Genomic DNA, 18,135 nt, shown 5'->3' with positions numbered 1-18,135 from the left:
TTCCTATCGCAAAAGCCAAGGCCGCTCCACAGGGAGCGGCCTTTTTCATGGCTGGCTCAGGGCTGTGGAACGAAGCCGGTCGTCGGCGGCTTGCGCGGCACGAAGCCGGTGCTCGGCCCGTTATTGGCCTGCCCGCCGGATACGCACTCGATCTCGTCGGCGCTCAGGCGCACCAGTTGGGCGATTTGCAGGCTGTGGTCGAGTTGGGCGTCCCACTCGGTGTGTTGAAGGGTCTGGCTTTGTTTCATGGCGATTTTCCTTTGCTGAGCGATTGCTGGAAGGGGGTTCAGTTGCCGGCGGAGGCGGGCTGGGGCGGAATCCGGGCCTGGGCGATGGCTGCATCCGGCAGACGGTCGATGGATACCACCTGCGGGCAGCGCGTGCAGGCGTCGCGGCCGTGCTGGCTCCACCACATGCAGCGGGGCCGTATCGCGCAGTAGGCCAGCCGGTCCACCACTTCGTCCGCCGCGGCCACCACGCGCTCGGCCAGCGTGCAGCGCGATGCGGCATTGTCGTGATGGGCGCAACGGGTCTGGGCGCAAGGACCGGCGGTGCGGAACACTTCCTCCGGCGCGATGCCGTCCAATCGGGAACGGTCAATCTCGGCGGCCGGCAGCATTTTCTTCAGATAGATCACGCGGCGTTGATGCGCGCTGCCTCCCACGATGCCGAACACCATATTGCCATCGCCTTCGAAGGTGGAGCTGGGGCAGAGCCGGGTTTGGTCGTTGTTCATATTGGTTCGCGAAGCGCCTGAATGAATGTTCGCCCGCCGGTTGGGCGGAATGGATGGCCGCTTTTATTGCTTGGCTGATGACTGCACGATTTTCCCTGTCATGCGAGGCGGGTTTTCCTGCGTGCCGCCGTTGATCATTTCTATTTCCTCGGCGCTTAATCGCACCATTTTGGCAAGCGCCAAACTTTTCTGGATTTGGTTTTCAAATTCGGCGACGCTATTGATTTGTTTTGGTTTCATGTTTAATGCCTCGTGTTGATGGATTTTCATGCGGCTATTTATCAGCATTGTTTCAATTGCTTGGTTTGTTTTTCTCGCGCTATTTTTATATGACCAATAACAACCATTCAATTGCAGACATTCATTAAAATCAATGCGCTGCGTGGCTGAATGTTTTTGTTGCGGGGCATGATCGCAAAGTGAAATGACGCCGTCAATCTGGAAAGATTAATCTGGATCAGTAAATGCGTGATTTGATAAGAATATGGCGCGGAAGAATAAAATAAGACGGAAATTATTTTAAGCTGCGCTTGGATAAATAATCGGCAAATTATTTACGTGAAAATAAACCGTTTCGGAAGCGTGACGCGGAAATGCAAAAAGACGCCTGCGGCGTCTTTCATGGGATGGAGCTATCAGTCGGAGAGGCCGTGTAAAACCAGAGGCATGGCGGGGCACCGTTGATGACGCGCCTGGCTTCGCGCCGCGAGGGTTGCGTTTTAGTGCCGCTAACAAAACCTCGCCAAGAACCTGGGCCAAGGCGCGCCGACGCAGGCAATGCCCGTCGTTCGACAGGGAGACGCAACGCAGGATAGGGGGTTCTGTCAGCGGGTTTTAAAACGGCAGCTGGGCTTGCGCGCCTTCGGAATGCTCGATGCGGGCCTCGGTGCTGCCTTCGGCCAGCCGCAGCGTCACCTTTTCGTGGTTCAGCAGCTCGGCCGGATTCTTGACCGCCTGGCCGTCCTGTTTTTGCACGATGGCATAGCCGCGCGCCAGCACAGCGTCGGGATTGAGCGCGGTCAGCGTGGCGGCCAGCTGCGCCAGTCGTTGGGCGCGGCGCTCCAGCAGCCGGTCGCGCGCGCGGATCAGCGCGTCCTGCCGTTGCCGCAGCGCCTGCCAGCCTGCATCCAGATCCGGCTGGTGGCGGGAGAGGCGGGTGCCGGCCAGCTGCAGCCGCCAGCGGCCCTGCTCGAAGGCGGCGTGCACGCGTTGCTTCAGCGTTTGCGACAGCGTGTTCAGCCGTTCGCGCTGGGTCTGCAATCTGGCGCCGGGGTGGGTCAGGCGGCGGCCGAGGAAATCCAGCTGCTGGGCCTTGTCGGTCAGCAGCCGGCCCAGCGCCCGCTCCAGCGCGCGTTTGGTCTGCTCCAGCTGAATGGTCAGGTGCTCGCGGTTGGGCGACACCAGCTCCGCCGCGGCGGTCGGCGTCGGGGCGCGGCGGTCGGCGACGAAGTCGCAGATGGTGAAGTCGGTTTCGTGGCCGACGCCGCTGACGGTGGGAATCGGGCAGGCGGCGACGGCGCGGGCGACGATTTCCTCGTTGAATGACCACAAGTCTTCGATGCTGCCCCCGCCGCGGCAGACGATCAGCACGTCCACCTCGCGGCGTTCGCCGGCTTGGCGGATGGCGTCGGCGATCTGCCGGGCCGAGCTTTCGCCCTGCACCTGGGCCGGGTAGAGGATCAGCGGGATGCCCGGCATGCGGCGGCGCAGCGTGCTGACCACGTCGCGCAGCGCGGCGGCGGCGGGGGAGGTGACGATGCCGATGGCGGTTGGGTGGACGGGCAGCTCGCGCTTGCGGGCATTGTCGAACAGGCCCTCGGCCTGCAGCCGCGCCTTCAGCCGCTCGAAAGCCTCGTACAGCCTGCCGAGACCGGCGGCGCGCATCTCGCCGACGTTGATCTGGAATTCGCCTCTGGCCTCGTACAGCGTCACCTGGCCGCGCAGTTCCACCTGCATGCCTTCCTGCGGCCGGAACGGCAGCATGGACAGCTTGTGGCGGAACATCACGCAGCGGAGCTGGGCGCCGCCGTCCTTCAGTGAGAAGTAGGCGTGGCCGGAGGCGGCCAGCGTCAGGTTGGAGATTTCCCCACCTATCCACACTGGCGGAATGCCCGCTTCCAGCAGGTCCCGCGCCATGCGGTTGAGGGAGGAGACGCTGATCACGTCCTGGCTCTGATCAGGGAAATTGTATCTTGTCAAGTGATCCACAATGCTTCACTGGAGTAAATATTCAAGGGACGCGGGCGGCCTCCCACCTGCGTAGCGTTTGATATCTGATTAAAAATGCAAGCAAATCAATATCTTACAAAAATCAATCCCCGGCGTGAAAAACCAGTGGAAGCCCGGCTTGGCAAGGGTTTAGCCCAACTGTGCACCGGCTTATCCACAAAGTTATCCACAACTGGCCGCAAAGCTCGGCGCAGCCTTGTTCCCTGCCCGGCGTAGCGATTAGGATTGCCAATGGCATGTTGCGTCACTGCCGCAGCCAGAGTAAACGCTTGCTATTTGCCGAAGGCGATTTGTCTCTGTTGTGTCGAATAAATGACAATCGCGTGAATTGAAACCCGCCATCGCGGCAGCGGCCATGATACCACCCGGCGGCTTCCGGCGGCCGGAGATCGGGCGCGGGCCGCGAGGCAAAGGAGACGATATGGAAGATTTGCTGCGATGCGTTCAGGGCGACATCACCAGCATGAAGGTGGACGCCATCGTCAATGCCGCCAACAACAGCCTGCTGGGCGGCGGCGGGGTGGACGGCGCCATCCATCGGGCGGCGGGCCCGGGCCTGCTGGCCGCCTGCCGCCTGCTGGGCGGCTGCCCGACCGGCGAGGCGCGGCTGACCGATGGCTATCTGCTGCCCGCCCGCTACGTGATCCACACCGTGGGGCCGGTATGGCAGGGCGGGGGAGAGGGCGAGCCGGAGCTGCTGGCGGCCTGCTACCGCAACAGCCTGGAGCTGGCCGCGCGCCATGGCGTGGCCAGCATCGCGTTTCCCGCGATCAGCTGCGGCGTTTACGGCTATCCGTTGGAGGCCGCCTGCGTTTTGGCGATCGGCGAGCTGAGGGCCTGGCTGTCCGGCCAGCCCCATGGCCTGCGCGAGGTGAGGCTGGTGGCTTTCGACGCCCGCGCGCAGGAGGCTTACCGGCGGGCGTTCGACGCCTAGCTGACCTCGCCCTTGGCCGGGCGCGGCAGCTGGCCGCCGCAGTGCTTGCAGTGGCGGGCGTCCCAGTCATGCCCCTCGCTGAAACAATGCGGGCACAGCCGGGTGGCGGAGCGGTTTTCGGAAGGCTCGGGCGGGGAACTGCGGGCGATCTCGGCGCTGACGATGCCGGTGGGCACCGCGATGATGCCGTAGCCGGTGATCATCACCAGGCTGGCCAGCGCCTGTCCCAGCGGCGTTTTCGGCGTGATGTCGCCGAAGCCGACGGTGGTCAGCGTGACGATGGCCCAGTAGATGCTGATCGGGATGCTGGTGAAGCCGTGCTCGGGGCCCTCGATCACATACATCAGCGTGCCCAGCACGATCACCAGCAGCACCACGGTCACCAGGAACACGGTGATCTTGCGCTGGCTGGCCATCAGCGCCTTGCGCAGTTGGGCCGCCTCGCCCAGGTGGCGGCTGAGCTTGAGGATGCGGAACATCCTCAGCAGGCGCAGGATGCGCACGTCGGCTAGGAAGCGGCTTTCCGGGATGAAGAGGCCGAGGTAGAGCGGCAGGATGGACAGCAGGTCGATGATGCCGAAGAAGCTCTTCACATAGCGCATCGGCTTGTGCACGCAGATCAGCCGCAGCGCGTACTCGATGGTGAACAGCAGGGTGAACAGCCAGTCCAGCACGGTCAGCAGCGTGCCGTAGCGCTGGCGTATCGACGACACGCTTTCCAGCATCACGCAGGCGACGGAGAGCAGGATGGCGGCGATCAGCGCCATGTCGAAAATGCGTCCGGCGCGGGTGTCGGCCTCGTAGATGACGATGTACAGTTTGCGCCGCCAGCCGGACAGCGGGATCAGGGTTTCCTGAGTGGGCATATGAACCTTGCCTGTGTTTGCATTGACTATAACAAAGCGGTTTGAGTCCGCCGGCGTTTTCTCCGCAGCGGCGCCGGGCCTGTTTCCGGGCCGGCCGCGGGCGGATGCGCGGCGGGTTAGAGAGGGTAGCCGGAGTTTGGTTTGCTGGATATAAGCAAACAATATTAGGTCGCCCGCATTGTATTGATTATGATGCCGTGGAATATCGGCATCGTCATTTTAGCAGGATGAGGAATAAGATCATGCGCATAGCCAATACCATCACCGACCTGATCGGCAACACCCCGCTGGTCAAGCTCAACCGCGTCACCGAGGGCGTCGGCGCCACGGTTGTCGCCAAGCTGGAGTTCTTCAACCCGGCGCACAGCGTCAAGGACCGCATCGCGGTGGCGATGCTGGACGCGGCGGAGGCGGCCGGCAAGATCGGCCCCAACACCGTCATCATCGAGCCGACCTCGGGCAACACCGGCATCGGCCTGGCGATGGTGTGCGCGGCGCGCGGCTACAAGCTGGCGATCACCATGCCGGAATCGATGAGCAAGGAGCGCCGCCAGTTGCTGAAAGCCTACGGCGCCGAGCTGATCCTGACTCCGGGCCCGGATGGCATGGGCGGCGCCATCGCCAAGGCGAAGGCGTTGGTCGACGAATTCCCCGACACTTATTTCATGCCGCAGCAGTTCGAAAACCCGGCCAATCCGGAAATCCACCGCCACACCACCGCGGAAGAAGTGTGGAACGACACCGATGGCCAGGTGGACATCTTCGTGGCAGGCGTGGGCACTGGCGGCACCATCACCGGGGTCGGCGAAGTGCTGAAGGCGCGCAAGCCCGGCGTGCAGATCGTGGCGGTGGAGCCGGACGCGTCGCCGGTGCTGTCCGGCGGTCCCAAGGGGCCGCACCCGATCCAGGGCATAGGCGCCGGTTTCGTGCCGGCCATCCTCAACACCGGCATCTACGACGAGATCATCCGCGTCAAGAACGAGGACGCGCTGCAAGTGGCGCGCGAAGTGGCCACCAAGGAAGGCATCCTGGTCGGCATCTCGTCCGGCGCGGCGGTGTGGTCGGCGCTGCAACTGGCCAAACGGCCGGAAAACGCCGGCACGCTGATCGTGGTGGTGATCCCGTCCTTCGGTGAGCGCTATCTGTCCACCGTGCTGTTCGAGCATCTCGGCTGACGCCGGCAGCCCGTCTCTTGTCCTCGCCCGCAATCGATCGCAATACGTTTGCCGTTGACGGCGCGCGGGCAGGGCGGGCTACAATGGCCGCCATGAAAAGACAGCTCATCGCTTTCTCCCTGCTGGGCTCGCTGACCGCTTGCAGCGCGCTGCAGCAGCTGGGCGTGCCCATCCATTCCGGCTCCGGCGCCTCGTCCCGGCCGGCGCAATCGGCCCCGCCGCGCGCGTCCGGCAAGGTGGACCAGTTGCTGGCCGAAGCCAACCGGCTGGCCGACAAGGTCAAGTCGGGTGAACTGACCCGCACCGCGGCGGCCGACCAGATGAACGCCGCCCGGCTGCGCATCGCCGGCGGCAATCCGGTCGACAACGACAACTTCGCCGTCTACCGCCAGCTGACGGTGGAGCGCGACGCCGGCCGCATCGATTCCGACGCTTTCCGCGCCAAGCTGGAAGCGCATCTGCGCGAATGGATGCGGCGCTGGCCCAAATACTCGCCCAAGCCGGCCGATCCGGCGTTCTCCAATTTCCTGCTCAAGCTGTACGGTCTGCCGCCTCTGGGTTACTGATGAAGCCGAAGAAACACGCGAACGCCGCCTGCCCCTGCGGCGGCGGCGAACTGGCGGCCTGCTGCGGCCGCTACCTTGGCCCGGATGCGCCGCCGGCCCCGACCGCGCAGGCCTTGATGCGTTCGCGCTACAGCGCCTACGCGCTGGGGCTGGAGGCTTACCTGCTGGCCACCTGGCATCCGTCCACCCGGCCGGAGGCGCTGCATCTGGACGAGGACGCAGGCGTGGTGAAGTGGATAGGCCTGGAGGTGAAGCGCTGCGAAGCGGGCCTGGAGGCGGACGGGGAGGGCGTGGTGGAGTTTGTCGCCCGCTGCAAGGTGGGCGGCAAGGCCGAGCGCATGCATGAGACCAGCCGTTTCCTGTGCGAAGACGGCCGCTGGTATTACGTGTCCGGCCTGGTGGCCTGAGCGGCGCTTGTCCTGGCGCAAGTTCGCGCCCATCAATGTTTGACCACGCGGCGCCATGGCGGGAGCATAAGGCATTCCTCTGCGGGAGAACGCCATGCTCACCGTCTATTCCGATTCCCACCGCCTGCAGCACGGCCAGTCCGAGCTGATCGACGGCACTCTCAAACCCTGTTTCGAAACCCCGTCCCGCGCCGACATGGTGCTGGCCGCCGTCCGCGAGCGCGAGCTGGGCGACATCATCCATCCGCGCCGCCACGGCCTGGATCCCATCCTGCGCGTGCACGACGCCGACTACGCGCACTTCCTGGAAACCGCCTGGCAGCGCTGGAGCGACATGGGCCGCGACTATGACGCGCTGCCGAAGATGTGGCAGGTCCGCCGCCTGAGGGAGGCCATCCCCGATCACGTGGAAGGCCAGCTCTGCTATTACTCGATGGATTGCGGCACGCCGATCACCGCCGGCACCTGGGCGGCGGCGACCGCGGCCGCCGATACCGCGCTGACCGGGGCCGATAGGCTGATCGGCGGCGAGCGCGCGGCGTTCGCGCTGACCCGGCCGCCCGGCCACCACGCGGCTTTCGATTACTGCGGCGGCTACTGCTTCCTCAACAACGCCGCCATCGCCGCCCAGGCGCTGCGCGACAGCGGCATGCGCAAGGTGGCGGTGCTGGACGTCGACTACCACCACGGCAACGGCACTCAGGACATCTTCTACCGCCGCGCCGACGTGCTGTTCCTGTCGATACACGGCGATCCGCGCACCGAGTACCCGTTCTTCCTCGGCTTCGCCGATGAAAAGGGCGAAGGCGAGGGGCTGGGCTACAACTTCAACTTCCCGCTGCCGGCCGGTTCCTGCGTCAGCACATGGTTTATCGCGCTGGACTGCGCGCTGGATCAGATCGCCCGCTTCGGCGCCGAGGCGCTGGTGGTATCGCTGGGCGTGGACACCTATCGCGGCGATCCGATCTCGCGCTTCCAGCTCGACTCTCCCGATTTCGTCACCCTGGGCGCGCGGCTGGCAGGGCTGAAACTGCCGACGCTGTTCTGTCTGGAGGGCGGCTACGCGGTGGGGCCGATCGGGACCAATGTGGTCAATGTGCTGGCTGGTTTCGAGGCGCGCGGCTGACGCGGTTTTTTGCCGGACTTTGGCCTATGCTCAAAGAGTCTTTCGCCGCCATGATGGCGGGCGCCGTCGGCGCTCGAGTCGCGGGTTTGGCGACGCCTGGATGGCCCGTTATTGCCTGCTGCCAGGGCGCGCTGGCGGAGGCAGGACAACGGGGACGCCTAGGCCCCACGAATGAAACGACCGGGCCCTGCAGGCGGTCGGCGGGCGCGGAAAGGCACAGGCCGCAGGGGTCGGGCAGGACCCGGCGAAGATGAACGAGAGAGCAGGGGAGGGCGGAATGGGACTGGCCTTGAAAACCTTGTTGGCGGAGCTGGAAGCCCAGCGCGCGGCTTGCCCGGATGCGGCAGCCGAGTTGGAGCTGACGGTGGTGCGCAGGCTGGAGGTGCCGCTGGACATCACCGCATGCCGCGAATTGAGGGCGCTGGCCCATGTGTTCAACGGAGATCAGTCTGAACTGGCCGCGGCGGTATTGCGCGCGGCGTTGATGGATATCCAGGAACATCTGGACGACGATCTGGATCTGTTGGCGGAGATCGCCAAACGCCACATCGATTCATGCGCATAGGCGGGTAGACCCGCAGCGCCGCCATACAGGCGGCAACGGAGCCGGGCAGCGCCCGGCTCTTTTCATTGCAGCAGCGCTTCGATCCTGGCTGCCAGTTTTTCCGGCCGGGTTAACGGGGCGAAGCGCGCCACCACGCGTCCCTTGCGGTCCACCAGGAACTTGCTGAAGTTCCAGCGCACCGGCCGGCCCAGCAGGCCGCGTTTCTGTCGTTTCAGGTATTGCCACAGCGGATGGGCGCCGGCGCCGTTGACCTCTATCTTGTCGGCCATCGCGAAATCCACGCCGTAGTTTTTCTGGCAGAAGGCGCCGATCTCGGCGGCGGCGCCAGGTTCCTGCTCGCCGAACTGGTTGCAGGGAAAGCCTATCACCGTCAGTCCCTGCTCGCCGAAGCGGCGGTGCAGTGTCTCCAGGCCGGCGTACTGGGGGGTGAAGCCGCAGCGGCTGGCGGTGTTGACCAGCAGCAGCACGCGGCCGCGGTAATCGGCCATCGCCTGTTCGCCGCCGTCCAGGCGGCGGAAGGTGAAGTCGTAGATGTTCATGGATGACAAGGGGGAGAACAAAAAACGATGATGGCTTCAGCGCGGCGGGCTGGCAAGCGGACGGAGCATAAAAAGGGGGCGCAGCGGCAAGGGGGAACCGCGACGCCCCAAGAAGAAACAGCTTGCTGTGCAAAGGGTCGGCACAACCGGGATGTCAGCTAACCCTTTGTTTAGCCTAGAACAGATGCCGGAAATTGCGAGCGGCTTTTGCGCGCGGCGCAAACAAAAAGGATGGCGGAAGCCATCCTTTTCTCGCGCGCTTCCGCTGGCTCAGGGGCGCGGCAGCGTGACGCCCACCTGGCCCTGGTACTTGCCGGCGCGGTCCTTGTAGGACACGTCGCAGACTTCGTCCGACTCGAAGAACAGCACCTGGGCCACGCCCTCGTTGGCGTAGATCTTGGCCGGCAGCGGCGTGGTGTTGGAGAACTCCAGCGTCACATAGCCTTCCCATTCCGGCTCGAACGGGGTGACGTTGACGATGATGCCGCAACGGGCGTAGGTGGACTTGCCCAGGCAGACGGTCAGCACGCTGCGCGGAATGCGGAAGTATTCCACCGTGCGCGCCAGCGCGAAGCTGTTGGGCGGAATGATGCAGTAGCCCTTGCCCGACACTTCGACGAAAGAGTTGGGGTCGAAGTTTTTCGGGTCGACGATGGTGCTGTTGATGTTGGTGAACACCTTGAATTCGTCGGCGCAGCGGATATCGTAGCCGTAGCTGGAGGTGCCGTAGGAGATCAGCTTCTGGCCGTCGGCGGCCATTTTCACCTGGTTGGACTCGAACGGCGCGATCATGCCCTGTTCTTCCGCCATCCGGCGTATCCACTTGTCCGATTTGATGCTCATGGTCGTAGGCCCGTTAGTGTCGATGTGTGCGATGCCCGGGATTTTACCCGCTTCGCGCCATGTCGGGTGGCTGAAATCCGCAGGGCGCAAGCGCCGGGGCGTTGCGCGAAGGGGAGGCGGGCTTGACCGAGGTCAAGCGCCAGGCGGATTGCGGCAATATGCCGCAGGCCGGCGGCAGGAGCTTCGATATACTAATGCAAACTATTCGCATTATCTGGGAATTGCTATGCAGTCATTGGATGGCTTTCCGGCCGGCGCCTGCGGCGTCGTGGACCGGTTGGACCTGAGCGACGAGGCGTTTCGCCGCGTGGCGGCCTTCGGCCTGACGCCAGGCTGCCGCTTTCATCTGCGCCGCGCCGCGCCCTGGGGCGGCCCGCTGCTGCTGGAGGTGGGCGCCACCCGCTTCCTGCTGCGCCGCAGCCTGGCCCGCCACATTCAGGTGAGGGCGGCGGCATGAAGCGTTTCGCGTTGATAGGCTTGCCCAACACCGGCAAATCCACCTTGTTCAACCGCCTGACCGGCATGTCGCAGCGGGTCGGCAACTGGCCCGGCCTCACCGTGGAGCTGATCAGCTCGCGCCTGCTGCTGGGCGGCAAGATGGTGGAATTGATCGACCTGCCCGGCGTCAACGACCTCACCGGCTATACCGACGACGAGGCGGTGGTGCGCGACGTGCTGCTGTCCACGCCGTTCGACGGCGCGGTGCTGGTGCTCAACGCCAGCCAGTTGGACCGCCAGTTGCCCTTGGCGCTGCAGGTGATCGCCAGCGGCCTGCCTTGTCTGGTGGCGCTGAATATGGCCGATGAGGCCAGGCTGCTGGGCATTTCCGTGGATGTGGAGGCGTTGGCCGAGCGGCTGGGCGCGCCGGTGGCGTTGGTGTCGGCCAAGCGGATGGAGGGCTGGCCCAGGCTGAACGAAGCGCTGAACCGGCTGGCCGCGCGCTCGGACCCGGCGGCGCACGCGCAACTGGAGCAAGTGCCTGAATCGCAGCGCGCCATCGACCAGGCCCGCCGCGCGCTGGACGGCTGCTGGCGGCTGCCGCCGGTGCTGCCGACGCTGCTCTCCGAGAAGGTGGACCGCTGGCTGCTGCATCCGTGGCTGGGCCTGCCGCTGTTCTTCGCCTTCATGGCGCTGCTGTTCAATCTCACCTACCAGATCGGAACGCCGCTGCAGGACGCGGTGGGCGGCGGCCTGGATTGGGTCAAGGACCATGCGCTGGCGCCTATGGTGTCCTCGCTGCCGGCCATTCTGCAGAGCCTGCTGCTGGACGGCGTGTGGCAGGGCGTGGCCACGGTGCTGACCTTCGCGCCGATATTGTTCGTGTTCTTCGTGCTGATGGCGATGGTGGAGGACAGCGGCTACCTGGCGCGCGCCGCCTTTCTCACCGACGCGATGATGGCCAGGCTGGGCCTGGACGGCCGCGGCTTCGTGATGCAGCTGATGGGCTTCGGCTGCAATGTGCCGGCCATCATGGGCACCCGGGTGATGCGCGAGCGCAGCCAGCGGCTGCTGACCATGCTGGTGATCCCGTTCTCCTTGTGTTCGGCGCGGCTGCAGGTGGTGGTGTTCTTCGCCGGCATCCTGTTCAGCAAGAGCCAGGCGCCGTGGGTGGTGTCCGGTCTCTACTTGATGACTTTCGTCGCCGCCATCGTCACCGCATGGGTGTTCAAGCATCGCTACCGCGGCGACGAGGCCTTTCTGCTGGAAGTGCCGCCATACCGGCTGCCGGGCGCGCGCCACATGCTGACGCGGGCGGCTGGCGAGGTGAGCGCCTTTCTGCGGCTGGCCTCCACCTTCATCCTGGCCGGCGTGGTGATGGTCTGGCTGCTGACCCACATCCCGGCCGGCGACGGCAAGACCCTGGCTTACGCGCTGGGCGCGGCGTTGTCGCCGGTGCTGGACCCGATAGGCATACGCGCCGAGCTGGCGGTGGCGCTGCTGTTCGGATTCATCGCCAAGGAGATTCTGCTGGGCAGCCTGGCGGTGATCTACGGCGTGTCCGAGGCCGGTCTGGGCGGGGTGCTGGTTCAGCATCTGGATTGGGTGTCGGCGATGAGCTTCCTGATTTTCACGCTGGTGTACGTGCCCTGCCTGTCCACGGTGGCGGCGATGCACCGCGAATCGAAAAGCTGGCGCTTCGCCGCGATGTCGGTCGGCTGGTCGGTGCTGCTGGCCTGGTCGCTGTCCTTCGTTTTCTACCAGGGCGTGCATCTGCTGCGCTGAACGCCTAGAATGTCGGTTTGCATGACCCGGAACCACAGGACAAACACATGAAGGGCGATCCCAAGACCATAGCGCTGCTCAACGACCTCCTGGCCGAAGAGCTGTCCGCCGCAGACCAGTACTTCATCCATGCCGAGATGTACAAGGACATGGGGCTGAACAAGCTGTTCGAGCGCATCGACCACGAGCGCGAGGACGAACTGGAGCACGCGCGCACGCTGATCGCCCGCACCTTGTTCCTGCAGGGCCGCCCCGACGTTGCCCGCCGCGTGCCGATCAAGGTGGGCGAAGACGTGCCGGCGATGCTGAAGGCCGATCTGGAAGTGGAATACCGCGTCGGCGCGCTGTTGAAGGAAGTGATCGCCCACAGCGAAAGCGTGCGCGACTACGTGACCCGCGACGGGCTGATGGTGCTGCTGGAGGAAACCGAGAACGACCACGCGCACTGGCTGGAGCAGCAACTGAAGCTGATCGAGCTGATGGGCGTGGAAAACTACCAACAGGCGCAGATGTAAGGCTTGCCGCCATCGCCAGCATGCCCGGCCGCAAGCCGGGCATTTTCTTTGGCATATGCTCCAGCCTTGACCCCGCTCAGCATCGCCGCCGGTATTTCCCCGCACAATCAAGGACATTCCACTTTCAGCCGAAAGCTTCAAATGTCCGACGACCATGCGATCGATCTGTCCGTCACCTGGCTGGGCCAGACCATGCCGGGCTGTCTGTACAACGCCTCCGGCGTCTGGTGCCGCGAGACGGATGAACTGGAGGCGGTGCTTGCTTCCGCCGCCGCCGCGGTGATCACCAAGAGCGCCACGCTGATGCCGCGCGACGGCAACCCCGAGCCGCGCTATTGCCGCACGCCCCTGGGCAGCATCAATTCGATGGGCCTGCCCAACCGCGGCTTCGACTACTACCTGGACTACGCGCGCCGCTATCGCTACGGCAGCGGCAAACCGCTGTTCCTGTCCTTGTCCGGCCTGTCGCTGGACGACAATTGCGAAATGCTGAGGCGTCTGGCCGAGGAGGGATTGCCGGCGGTGCCGGAAGTCAATCTGTCCTGCCCCAACGTGCCGGGCAAGCCGCAGCTGGGCTACGACTTCGCCGCCACCGCCGAGGCGCTGGACGCTTTCGACGCCGCCTATTCCGGCTTGTACGGCGTCAAGCTGCCGCCTTATTTCGACCCCGCCCATTTCGCCGCGATGGCGGAGATACTGAACCGCCACCCGCGGCTGGCCTTCGTCACCTGCATCAACTCGATAGGCAACGGCCTGGTGGTGGACGTCGACAGCGAGGCTGTGGTCATCAAGCCCAAGGACGGCCTGGGCGGGCTGGGCGGCGATTACGTGCTGCCGACCGCGCTGGCGAATGTGCGGGAGTTTTACCGGCTGTTGCCGGGCAAGGACGTGGTGGGCTGCGGCGGGGTGAAGAGCGGGCGCGAGGCCTTCATGCACATCCTGGCCGGCGCGCGCGCGGTGCAGGTGGGCACCTGCCTGTACCACGAGGGGCCGGGCGCCTTCTCCCGCATTGCCGGCGAGCTGGCCGCGCTAATGCGGGTCAAGGGCTATCGCAGCCTGGACGCGTTCCGCGGCAGGCTGCGCGCCCTGTAGGCGGTTTTCCTTAATCGAAGCGCCAGCACGCCATCGACAGCGAGCCCATCCGCCAGTCGTCGTGCAGCTTGACCGGAACCGCGTCGTCGTCCGACGCGCCCAGCGCCACCAACAGCGGCTGGAAGTGCTCGTCGCTGGGGTGGTTCTCGTTCGGGTAGGGCGCGCGCTGTTGCCAGTGAATGATGTCGTCGCGGCGGTTTTCCAGCAGCGCCTGGTCCATCCAGCCGGCGAAGCCCGCCGCCCAGGGCGCGGGTTCGCTGCCTTCCGGGCTGAGCACCCACAGATTATGCGTGTAGCTGCCGCTGCCCATCACCAGCACGTTTTCGTCGCGCAGCGGCTTGAGCGCCCGGCCCAGCGCATAATGCTCGGCGGCGCCTGCCTTGTGGTGCAGCGAGATCATCACCAGCGGGATGTCGGCCTGGGGGAACATCAGCAGCAGCGGCGTCCACATGCCGTGGTCCAGCGGCCGTTCGGCGGTGGCGGCCACCGGCAGGCCGGCAGCATCCAACAGGCCGATCACGCGTTCGGCCAGCGCCGCGTCGGTGGCGGCCGGGTAGCGCAGCGTGCGCAGCACCGGCGGAAAGCCGCCGAAGTCGTACAGGGTGTCGGGCCTGGGCTGCAGATTGACGGTGAGGGCGCGCGTCTCCCAGTGGGCGGACACGATGACGATGGCGCGCGGGCGCGGCCAGTCGCGGCCCAATTGTTCCAGGAAGTGGCGGGTGGGGCTGTCTTCTATCGGCAGCGTAGGCGCGCCGTGGGAAATGAACAGCGAGGGTTGTCGGGTGGTCATGATCTGTTGCCTGCAATGAGGGTATGGCAACAGCTTACGCCGGCGTGGCGGTTAAAAAAACGCCGGTTTTCTCACTTAATTGTTTACTTTGGTTCAATAAATATCGGCTCAACGCGCGGTAGACGCCGCCACGGGGCGCGGCGCCGGCGCTACGCCGTGTTGCAGCCACAGCAGGCAGCCGGCGCAGAAGATGGCCAGGCCCAGCCAACGCCGCCAGCGGCGGCGCGGCGCAGGGGCGGGTTTGTTGGCCTTGTGGCGGGATGGGAAGGGGCTGACGGTTTGCATGGCGGTTCTCACGTGAATGGCTTTCCATAATAATGATAATGATTATCATTTAAATCAAGAGGGAAGAAAAAGCCGGCGGAGCTTTCGCCCGGCCGGCCGTTCAGCTCTGCGTCAGATCTTCAGGCCGAGCGCCTTGGCCACGCCGGCGCCGTAGGCGGGATCGGCCTTGGCGCAGTTGGCGATGTGGCGGCGCTTGATCGCCTCGTCGACGCCGCCCATCGCGCGGGCGGTGTTGTCGAACAGCACTTGTTGCTGGGCCGGCGTCATCAGCCGGAACAGCGCGCCGGGCTGGCTGTAGTAGTCGTCATCGTCCGCGCGGAAGTCGTAGTGGTAGGCGTTGCCTTGCAGCGCGAGCGGCGGCTCGTCGAACGCCGGCTGCTGCTGCCACTTGCCCTGGCTGTTCGGCTCGTAGCCGATGGTCGCGCCGGCATTGCTGTCCACCCGCATCGCGCCGTCGCGGTGATAGCTGTTGTGGAAGGGGCAGCGCGGCGCGTTGACCGGGATCAGGTGGTGGTTGACGCCCAGCCGGTAGCGCTCGGCGTCGCCGTAGGCGAACAAGCGGCCTTGCAGCATGCGGTCGGGAGAGAAGCTGATGCCCGGCACCACGTTGGCCGGGTTGAACGCGGCCTGCTCCACGTCGGCGAAGTAGTTCTGCGAATTGCGGTTCAGCTCCAGCACGCCCACTTCGATCAGCGGGTAGGCCTTGTGCGACCACACCTTGGTCAGGTCGAAGGGATTGAAGGGACAAGCGTCGGCCTGGGCTTCGGTCATCACCTGGATGTACATGGTCCAGCGCGGGAAATCGCCGCGGTCTATGCTCTCCAGCAGATCGCGCTGCGCGCTTTCTCGATCCTGGCCTACCAGCTTTTCGGCCTCGGCGTCGCTCAGGTTCTGGATGCCCTGCTGGGTGTGGAAGTGGAATTTGACCCAGTGGCGCTCGCCCTTGGCGCTGATCAGGCTGAAGGTGTGGCTGCCGAAGCCGTGCATGTGGCGGTAGCTGGACGGAATGCCGCGGTCGCTCATTACGATGGTGACCTGGTGCAGCGCCTCAGGCAGCAGCGTCCAGAAATCCCAGTTGGCGTTGGCGTCGCGCATATTGGTGTACGGATTGCGTTTCACCGCGCGGTTGAGGTCGGGAAATTTCAGCGGGTCGCGCAGGAAGAATACCGGCGTGTTGTTGCCCACCAGGTCCCAGTTGCCTTCCTCGGTGTAGAACTTGACGGCGAAGCCGCGGATGTCGCGCTCGGCGTCGGCCGCGCCGCGCTCGCCGGCCACGGTGGAGAAGCGCAGGAACAGATCGGTTTTCTTGCCGACCTGGGAGAACAGCGCGGCGCGGGTGTAGCGGCTGATGTCATGGGTGACGGTGAAGGTGCCGAAGGCGCCGGAACCCTTGGCGTGCATCCGGCGTTCCGGAATCACTTCGCGGTCGAAATGGGCCAGTTTCTCCAGATACCAGACGTCTTGCAGCAGCATCGGACCGCGCGGGCCGGCGGTCTGCACGTTCTGGTTGTCGACAACCGGGGCGCCGGCGGCGGTAGTGAGGTTGTGCTTGCTCATCCTGCTTTCTCCTTGAGTGGGGCGAATCGACGGAAGGGAACTCATTGCAGCCAGGCGAAGCCGGACCACATTTCCAGCAAGGTTTGATGCCAGTTTTGTTTCATGACTCTCTCCCGATAGTTGACGCTTGCAGTATCCGCAAGTTTGATAGTTTTGTTAAATCAATTATTTTAAGTTGATAGTTAGTTTTTCTTAATGACGGAAAATGGGCCGCGCGCGGGCGCAAAAAAACCCGGCGGGGCCGGGTTGTTCGCGGGTGGAATGAGGGATCAGTCCCAGGGCACGTCGACGGCGCTGCCCGCGTCGGACGGGGCCGATTGCGGAGCTTGCGTCTGTGTCGGCGCGGGGGCCGCCGGCTGCGCCTGGCTGTCTTCCACGCCGCCCAGCGCCTCCACCAGCGCTTCCACCAGTTCGCCGAGTTCTTCGCTCATCAGGATGAAGGTGGCCTCGAACAGGCTTTCGCGGTCGTCGCCGGCCTGGCTGGCCTCGTCCTGCAGCATGTCCAGGAACTGGATGCGCTTCAGTTGCAGCGTGTCGGTCAGCTGGAAGCGTATTTTCTCATTCCAGATCAGGCCCAGCTTGGTGGCTTGCTTGCCGGTGGCGATGTGCTGGCGGATCTCGTCGCTGGTCAGGTCGATGCGGCTGCAGCGCACCACCGCGCCGTTTTCGCTGCCGTCCTTCAGTTCGCAGTCGGCGTCCAGCTCGAAGCCGCCCGGCGCTTCGCCAGCGGCCAGCCAGTCGGTCATCGCGGTGTGCGGCGCGATCTGGGTGCGCGGCAGCGCGGCGGGGAAGGGCGGCAGCGCCTCGCGCAGCTTGGAGACCAGCGCCTCGGCCTTGCTGGACGAGCCGGAGTCCACCATCAGCCAGCCGCGGGCGATGTCCAGGTAGGCGCTGGTGCGGCCGCTGCGCACGAAGGCGCGCGGCAGCAGGTCGTCGGTGATCTGCTCCTTCAGCGCCAGTTTTTCCTTGCGGCCGACTTTGCGCAGCTCCTTGTCTTCGATCTCCTGCACCTTCATTTCGACGAAGTCGCGGATCACCGAAGCCGGCAAAACCTTGTCCTCGCGGCGCATGGAAACCATCAGGCTGCCGCGGGCGGCGTAGACCGGCGCTTCCAGGTGTCCGGCGGGCGGAACCCAGCCTTCGCTGAACCAATCCAGGCCCATGCAGGGTTGAAACGGACGTTTTTCCAATGCCTGCAACAGCTTATCGGCGTCCACCAGGCTTTCGCCGCTCAAACGATAAAAAGATAGTTGCCTAAACCACATATTTGTTCCATAATGCGCGTCCTCTGAAGCCGCTGATTGTACCGCAGCAAGCGATGCAGCAGCAGTTTTTCAGACAAGCAGTTTGTAAGCGGTCGTCGGAGTGTAGCTTAGCCTGGTAGAGCGCTACGTTCGGGACGTAGAGGCCGGAGGTTCGAATCCTCTCACTCCGACCAGTTAACAAATTGCTTGTCAGAAAATGAAGTCTGAGGTAAAGTAGCTTCCCTCGACGCAAGTCGAAAAGCAGCAAAATCGGAGTGTAGCTTAGCCTGGTAGAGCGCTACGTTCGGGACGTAGAGGCCGGAGGTTCGAATCCTCTCACTCCGACCAGAATTCAAAAAAGCCTTGATTTTCAAATTCAGAGAATCAGGGCTTTTTTTACAGATTGGTTCGCCGGTATAGCTCAGTTGGTAGAGCAGCGCATT

21 protein-coding genes and 2 tRNA genes are annotated in these 18,135 nt (G+C 64.4%); 12 read left to right on the top strand and 11 right to left on the bottom strand.

Features of this window, described 5'->3' with window-relative positions:
* Window positions 1–56: 56 nt before the first annotated feature.
* The 4 genes from VL52_RS17045 to xseA all read right to left on the bottom strand — a co-directional run bounded on the left by VL52_RS17045 (window position 57) and on the right by xseA (window position 2,935).
* Window positions 57–248 carry a hypothetical protein gene (locus VL52_RS17045; RefSeq protein ID WP_046158156.1) on the bottom strand — a complete coding sequence of 64 codons (192 nt, stop codon included), beginning with the start codon at window positions 246–248 and terminating at the stop codon, window positions 57–59.
* Between the two features lie 38 nt (window positions 249–286).
* Complete coding sequence (locus VL52_RS17040; protein WP_052729373.1) at window positions 287–736, bottom strand: hypothetical protein; 450 nt, start codon at window positions 734–736, stop codon at window positions 287–289.
* 63 nt (window positions 737–799) lie between these two features.
* Entirely contained in the window at window positions 800–976 is a 177-nt protein-coding gene (locus tag VL52_RS25055) for a hypothetical protein (protein WP_160298959.1), read from the bottom strand.
* Between the two features lie 594 nt (window positions 977–1,570).
* Window positions 1,571–2,935, bottom strand: a complete 1,365-nt coding sequence (xseA, locus tag VL52_RS17030) for an exodeoxyribonuclease VII large subunit (RefSeq protein WP_082113811.1) — start codon at window positions 2,933–2,935, stop codon at window positions 1,571–1,573.
* Window positions 2,936–3,386: 451 nt separating this feature from the next.
* Here xseA and VL52_RS17025 point away from each other — a divergent pair, with 451 nt between their 5' ends.
* Complete coding sequence (locus VL52_RS17025; RefSeq protein WP_046158154.1) at window positions 3,387–3,899, top strand: O-acetyl-ADP-ribose deacetylase; 513 nt, start codon at window positions 3,387–3,389, stop codon at window positions 3,897–3,899.
* Here VL52_RS17025 and VL52_RS17020 read toward each other — a convergent pair.
* A complete protein-coding gene (locus VL52_RS17020) occupies window positions 3,896–4,765 on the bottom strand; it encodes an ion transporter (protein WP_021478996.1) in 870 nt (289 codons plus the stop codon). The genes VL52_RS17025 and VL52_RS17020 overlap by 4 nt on opposite strands.
* Window positions 4,766–5,007: 242 nt before the next feature.
* Between VL52_RS17020 and cysK the strand changes: the two genes are divergently transcribed.
* The 5 genes from cysK to VL52_RS16995 all read left to right on the top strand — a co-directional run bounded on the left by cysK (window position 5,008) and on the right by VL52_RS16995 (window position 8,604).
* Window positions 5,008–5,940: a cysteine synthase A gene (gene cysK, locus VL52_RS17015; RefSeq protein WP_046158153.1), complete on the top strand. Its 933-nt coding sequence runs from the start codon at window positions 5,008–5,010 to the stop codon at window positions 5,938–5,940.
* 92 nt (window positions 5,941–6,032) lie between these two features.
* A complete protein-coding gene (locus VL52_RS17010) occupies window positions 6,033–6,506 on the top strand; it encodes a hypothetical protein (protein ID WP_046158178.1) in 474 nt (157 codons plus the stop codon).
* Window positions 6,506–6,913, top strand: coding sequence for a YchJ family protein (locus VL52_RS17005; RefSeq protein WP_046158152.1), 408 nt, complete (start codon window positions 6,506–6,508; stop codon window positions 6,911–6,913). Before VL52_RS17010 ends, VL52_RS17005 begins: the two co-directional genes overlap by 1 nt.
* Window positions 6,914–7,007: 94 nt before the next feature.
* Window positions 7,008–8,039, top strand: coding sequence for a histone deacetylase family protein (locus tag VL52_RS17000; RefSeq protein ID WP_046158151.1), 1,032 nt, complete (start codon window positions 7,008–7,010; stop codon window positions 8,037–8,039).
* Between the two features lie 250 nt (window positions 8,040–8,289).
* On the top strand, window positions 8,290–8,604 hold the full coding sequence (locus tag VL52_RS16995) for a hypothetical protein (RefSeq protein ID WP_144410309.1): 315 nt from the start codon (window positions 8,290–8,292) through the stop codon (window positions 8,602–8,604).
* 62 nt (window positions 8,605–8,666) lie between these two features.
* Here the strand turns inward: VL52_RS16995 and VL52_RS16990 are convergent, their stop codons facing one another.
* Both VL52_RS16990 and dcd read right to left on the bottom strand, forming a co-directional pair.
* A complete protein-coding gene (locus VL52_RS16990; protein ID WP_046158149.1) occupies window positions 8,667–9,143 on the bottom strand; it encodes a glutathione peroxidase in 477 nt (158 codons plus the stop codon).
* Between the two features lie 270 nt (window positions 9,144–9,413).
* A complete protein-coding gene (gene dcd, locus VL52_RS16985; RefSeq protein WP_046158148.1) occupies window positions 9,414–9,986 on the bottom strand; it encodes a dCTP deaminase in 573 nt (190 codons plus the stop codon).
* A 226-nt stretch (window positions 9,987–10,212) separates the two neighbouring features.
* Between dcd and VL52_RS25050 the strand changes: the two genes are divergently transcribed.
* From VL52_RS25050 to VL52_RS16965, 4 genes are all read left to right on the top strand, one after another.
* Window positions 10,213–10,443 (top strand): FeoA family protein, encoded by a 231-nt coding sequence (locus tag VL52_RS25050; RefSeq protein ID WP_046158147.1) that lies wholly within the window; start codon window positions 10,213–10,215, stop codon window positions 10,441–10,443.
* Entirely contained in the window at window positions 10,440–12,209 is a 1,770-nt protein-coding gene (gene feoB / locus VL52_RS16975) for a ferrous iron transport protein B (RefSeq protein WP_046158146.1), read from the top strand. The genes VL52_RS25050 and feoB overlap by 4 nt, the downstream gene beginning before the upstream one ends.
* A 47-nt stretch (window positions 12,210–12,256) precedes the next feature.
* A complete protein-coding gene (gene bfr, locus VL52_RS16970; protein WP_046158145.1) occupies window positions 12,257–12,724 on the top strand; it encodes a bacterioferritin in 468 nt (155 codons plus the stop codon).
* A gap of 141 nt (window positions 12,725–12,865) precedes the next feature.
* Window positions 12,866–13,816 carry a dihydroorotate oxidase gene (locus tag VL52_RS16965; protein WP_082113809.1) on the top strand — a complete coding sequence of 317 codons (951 nt, stop codon included), beginning with the start codon at window positions 12,866–12,868 and terminating at the stop codon, window positions 13,814–13,816.
* A 10-nt stretch (window positions 13,817–13,826) separates the two neighbouring features.
* On the opposite strand, the gene VL52_RS16960 is transcribed toward VL52_RS16965, so the two are convergent.
* From VL52_RS16960 to VL52_RS16950, 4 genes are all read right to left on the bottom strand, one after another.
* On the bottom strand, window positions 13,827–14,606 hold the full coding sequence (locus tag VL52_RS16960; protein ID WP_046158144.1) for a DODA-type extradiol aromatic ring-opening family dioxygenase: 780 nt from the start codon (window positions 14,604–14,606) through the stop codon (window positions 13,827–13,829).
* A 108-nt stretch (window positions 14,607–14,714) separates the two neighbouring features.
* Window positions 14,715–14,891: a hypothetical protein gene (locus tag VL52_RS25045; protein WP_160298958.1), complete on the bottom strand. Its 177-nt coding sequence runs from the start codon at window positions 14,889–14,891 to the stop codon at window positions 14,715–14,717.
* 111 nt (window positions 14,892–15,002) lie between these two features.
* The gene (locus VL52_RS16955; RefSeq protein ID WP_046158143.1) at window positions 15,003–16,448 is read right to left on the bottom strand and encodes a catalase; all 1,446 of its coding nucleotides are present in this window, start codon (window positions 16,446–16,448) and stop codon (window positions 15,003–15,005) included.
* A 269-nt stretch (window positions 16,449–16,717) separates the two neighbouring features.
* Window positions 16,718–17,713 (bottom strand): recombination-associated protein RdgC, encoded by a 996-nt coding sequence (locus tag VL52_RS16950; RefSeq protein WP_046158142.1) that lies wholly within the window; start codon window positions 17,711–17,713, stop codon window positions 16,718–16,720.
* Between the two features lie 96 nt (window positions 17,714–17,809).
* On the opposite strand from VL52_RS16950, the gene VL52_RS16945 reads away from it, so the two are divergent.
* Window positions 17,810–17,886 (top strand) — tRNA-Pro (locus VL52_RS16945).
* 77 nt (window positions 17,887–17,963) lie between these two features.
* Window positions 17,964–18,040: transfer RNA gene (locus tag VL52_RS16940), tRNA-Pro, on the top strand.
* The last annotated feature ends 95 nt before the right edge of the window (window positions 18,041–18,135 follow it).

The sequence above is a fragment of the Chromobacterium vaccinii genome (genome assembly GCF_000971335.1).
GTDB lineage: Bacteria > Pseudomonadota > Gammaproteobacteria > Burkholderiales > Chromobacteriaceae > Chromobacterium > Chromobacterium vaccinii.
The sequence above is the reverse complement of the archived record's forward strand: the minus strand, read 5'-3'. Positions and strand labels throughout refer to the sequence as shown.

Excerpts from the sequence above, each read along its gene's own strand:
- VL52_RS17045 (WP_046158156.1), bottom strand. The coding sequence starts at position 248 with ATGAAACAAAGCCAGACCCTTCAACACACCGAGTGGGACGCCCAACTC.
- VL52_RS17040 (WP_052729373.1), bottom strand. The coding sequence starts at position 736 with ATGAACAACGACCAAACCCGGCTCTGCCCCAGCTCCACCTTCGAAGGC.
- VL52_RS25055 (WP_160298959.1), bottom strand. The coding sequence starts at position 976 with ATGAAACCAAAACAAATCAATAGCGTCGCCGAATTTGAAAACCAAATC.
- VL52_RS17025 (WP_046158154.1), top strand. The coding sequence starts at position 3,387 with ATGGAAGATTTGCTGCGATGCGTTCAGGGCGACATCACCAGCATGAAG.
- VL52_RS17020 (WP_021478996.1), bottom strand. The coding sequence starts at position 4,765 with ATGCCCACTCAGGAAACCCTGATCCCGCTGTCCGGCTGGCGGCGCAAA.
- cysK (WP_046158153.1), top strand. The coding sequence starts at position 5,008 with ATGCGCATAGCCAATACCATCACCGACCTGATCGGCAACACCCCGCTG.
- VL52_RS17010 (WP_046158178.1), top strand. The coding sequence starts at position 6,033 with ATGAAAAGACAGCTCATCGCTTTCTCCCTGCTGGGCTCGCTGACCGCT.
- VL52_RS17005 (WP_046158152.1), top strand. The coding sequence starts at position 6,506 with ATGAAGCCGAAGAAACACGCGAACGCCGCCTGCCCCTGCGGCGGCGGC.
- VL52_RS17000 (WP_046158151.1), top strand. The coding sequence starts at position 7,008 with ATGCTCACCGTCTATTCCGATTCCCACCGCCTGCAGCACGGCCAGTCC.
- VL52_RS16995 (WP_144410309.1), top strand. The coding sequence starts at position 8,290 with ATGAACGAGAGAGCAGGGGAGGGCGGAATGGGACTGGCCTTGAAAACC.
- VL52_RS16990 (WP_046158149.1), bottom strand. The coding sequence starts at position 9,143 with ATGAACATCTACGACTTCACCTTCCGCCGCCTGGACGGCGGCGAACAG.
- dcd (WP_046158148.1), bottom strand. The coding sequence starts at position 9,986 with ATGAGCATCAAATCGGACAAGTGGATACGCCGGATGGCGGAAGAACAG.
- VL52_RS25050 (WP_046158147.1), top strand. The coding sequence starts at position 10,213 with ATGCAGTCATTGGATGGCTTTCCGGCCGGCGCCTGCGGCGTCGTGGAC.
- feoB (WP_046158146.1), top strand. The coding sequence starts at position 10,440 with ATGAAGCGTTTCGCGTTGATAGGCTTGCCCAACACCGGCAAATCCACC.
- bfr (WP_046158145.1), top strand. The coding sequence starts at position 12,257 with ATGAAGGGCGATCCCAAGACCATAGCGCTGCTCAACGACCTCCTGGCC.
- VL52_RS16965 (WP_082113809.1), top strand. The coding sequence starts at position 12,866 with ATGTCCGACGACCATGCGATCGATCTGTCCGTCACCTGGCTGGGCCAG.
- VL52_RS16960 (WP_046158144.1), bottom strand. The coding sequence starts at position 14,606 with ATGACCACCCGACAACCCTCGCTGTTCATTTCCCACGGCGCGCCTACG.
- VL52_RS25045 (WP_160298958.1), bottom strand. The coding sequence starts at position 14,891 with ATGCAAACCGTCAGCCCCTTCCCATCCCGCCACAAGGCCAACAAACCC.
- VL52_RS16955 (WP_046158143.1), bottom strand. The coding sequence starts at position 16,448 with ATGAGCAAGCACAACCTCACTACCGCCGCCGGCGCCCCGGTTGTCGAC.
- VL52_RS16950 (WP_046158142.1), bottom strand. The coding sequence starts at position 17,713 with ATGTGGTTTAGGCAACTATCTTTTTATCGTTTGAGCGGCGAAAGCCTG.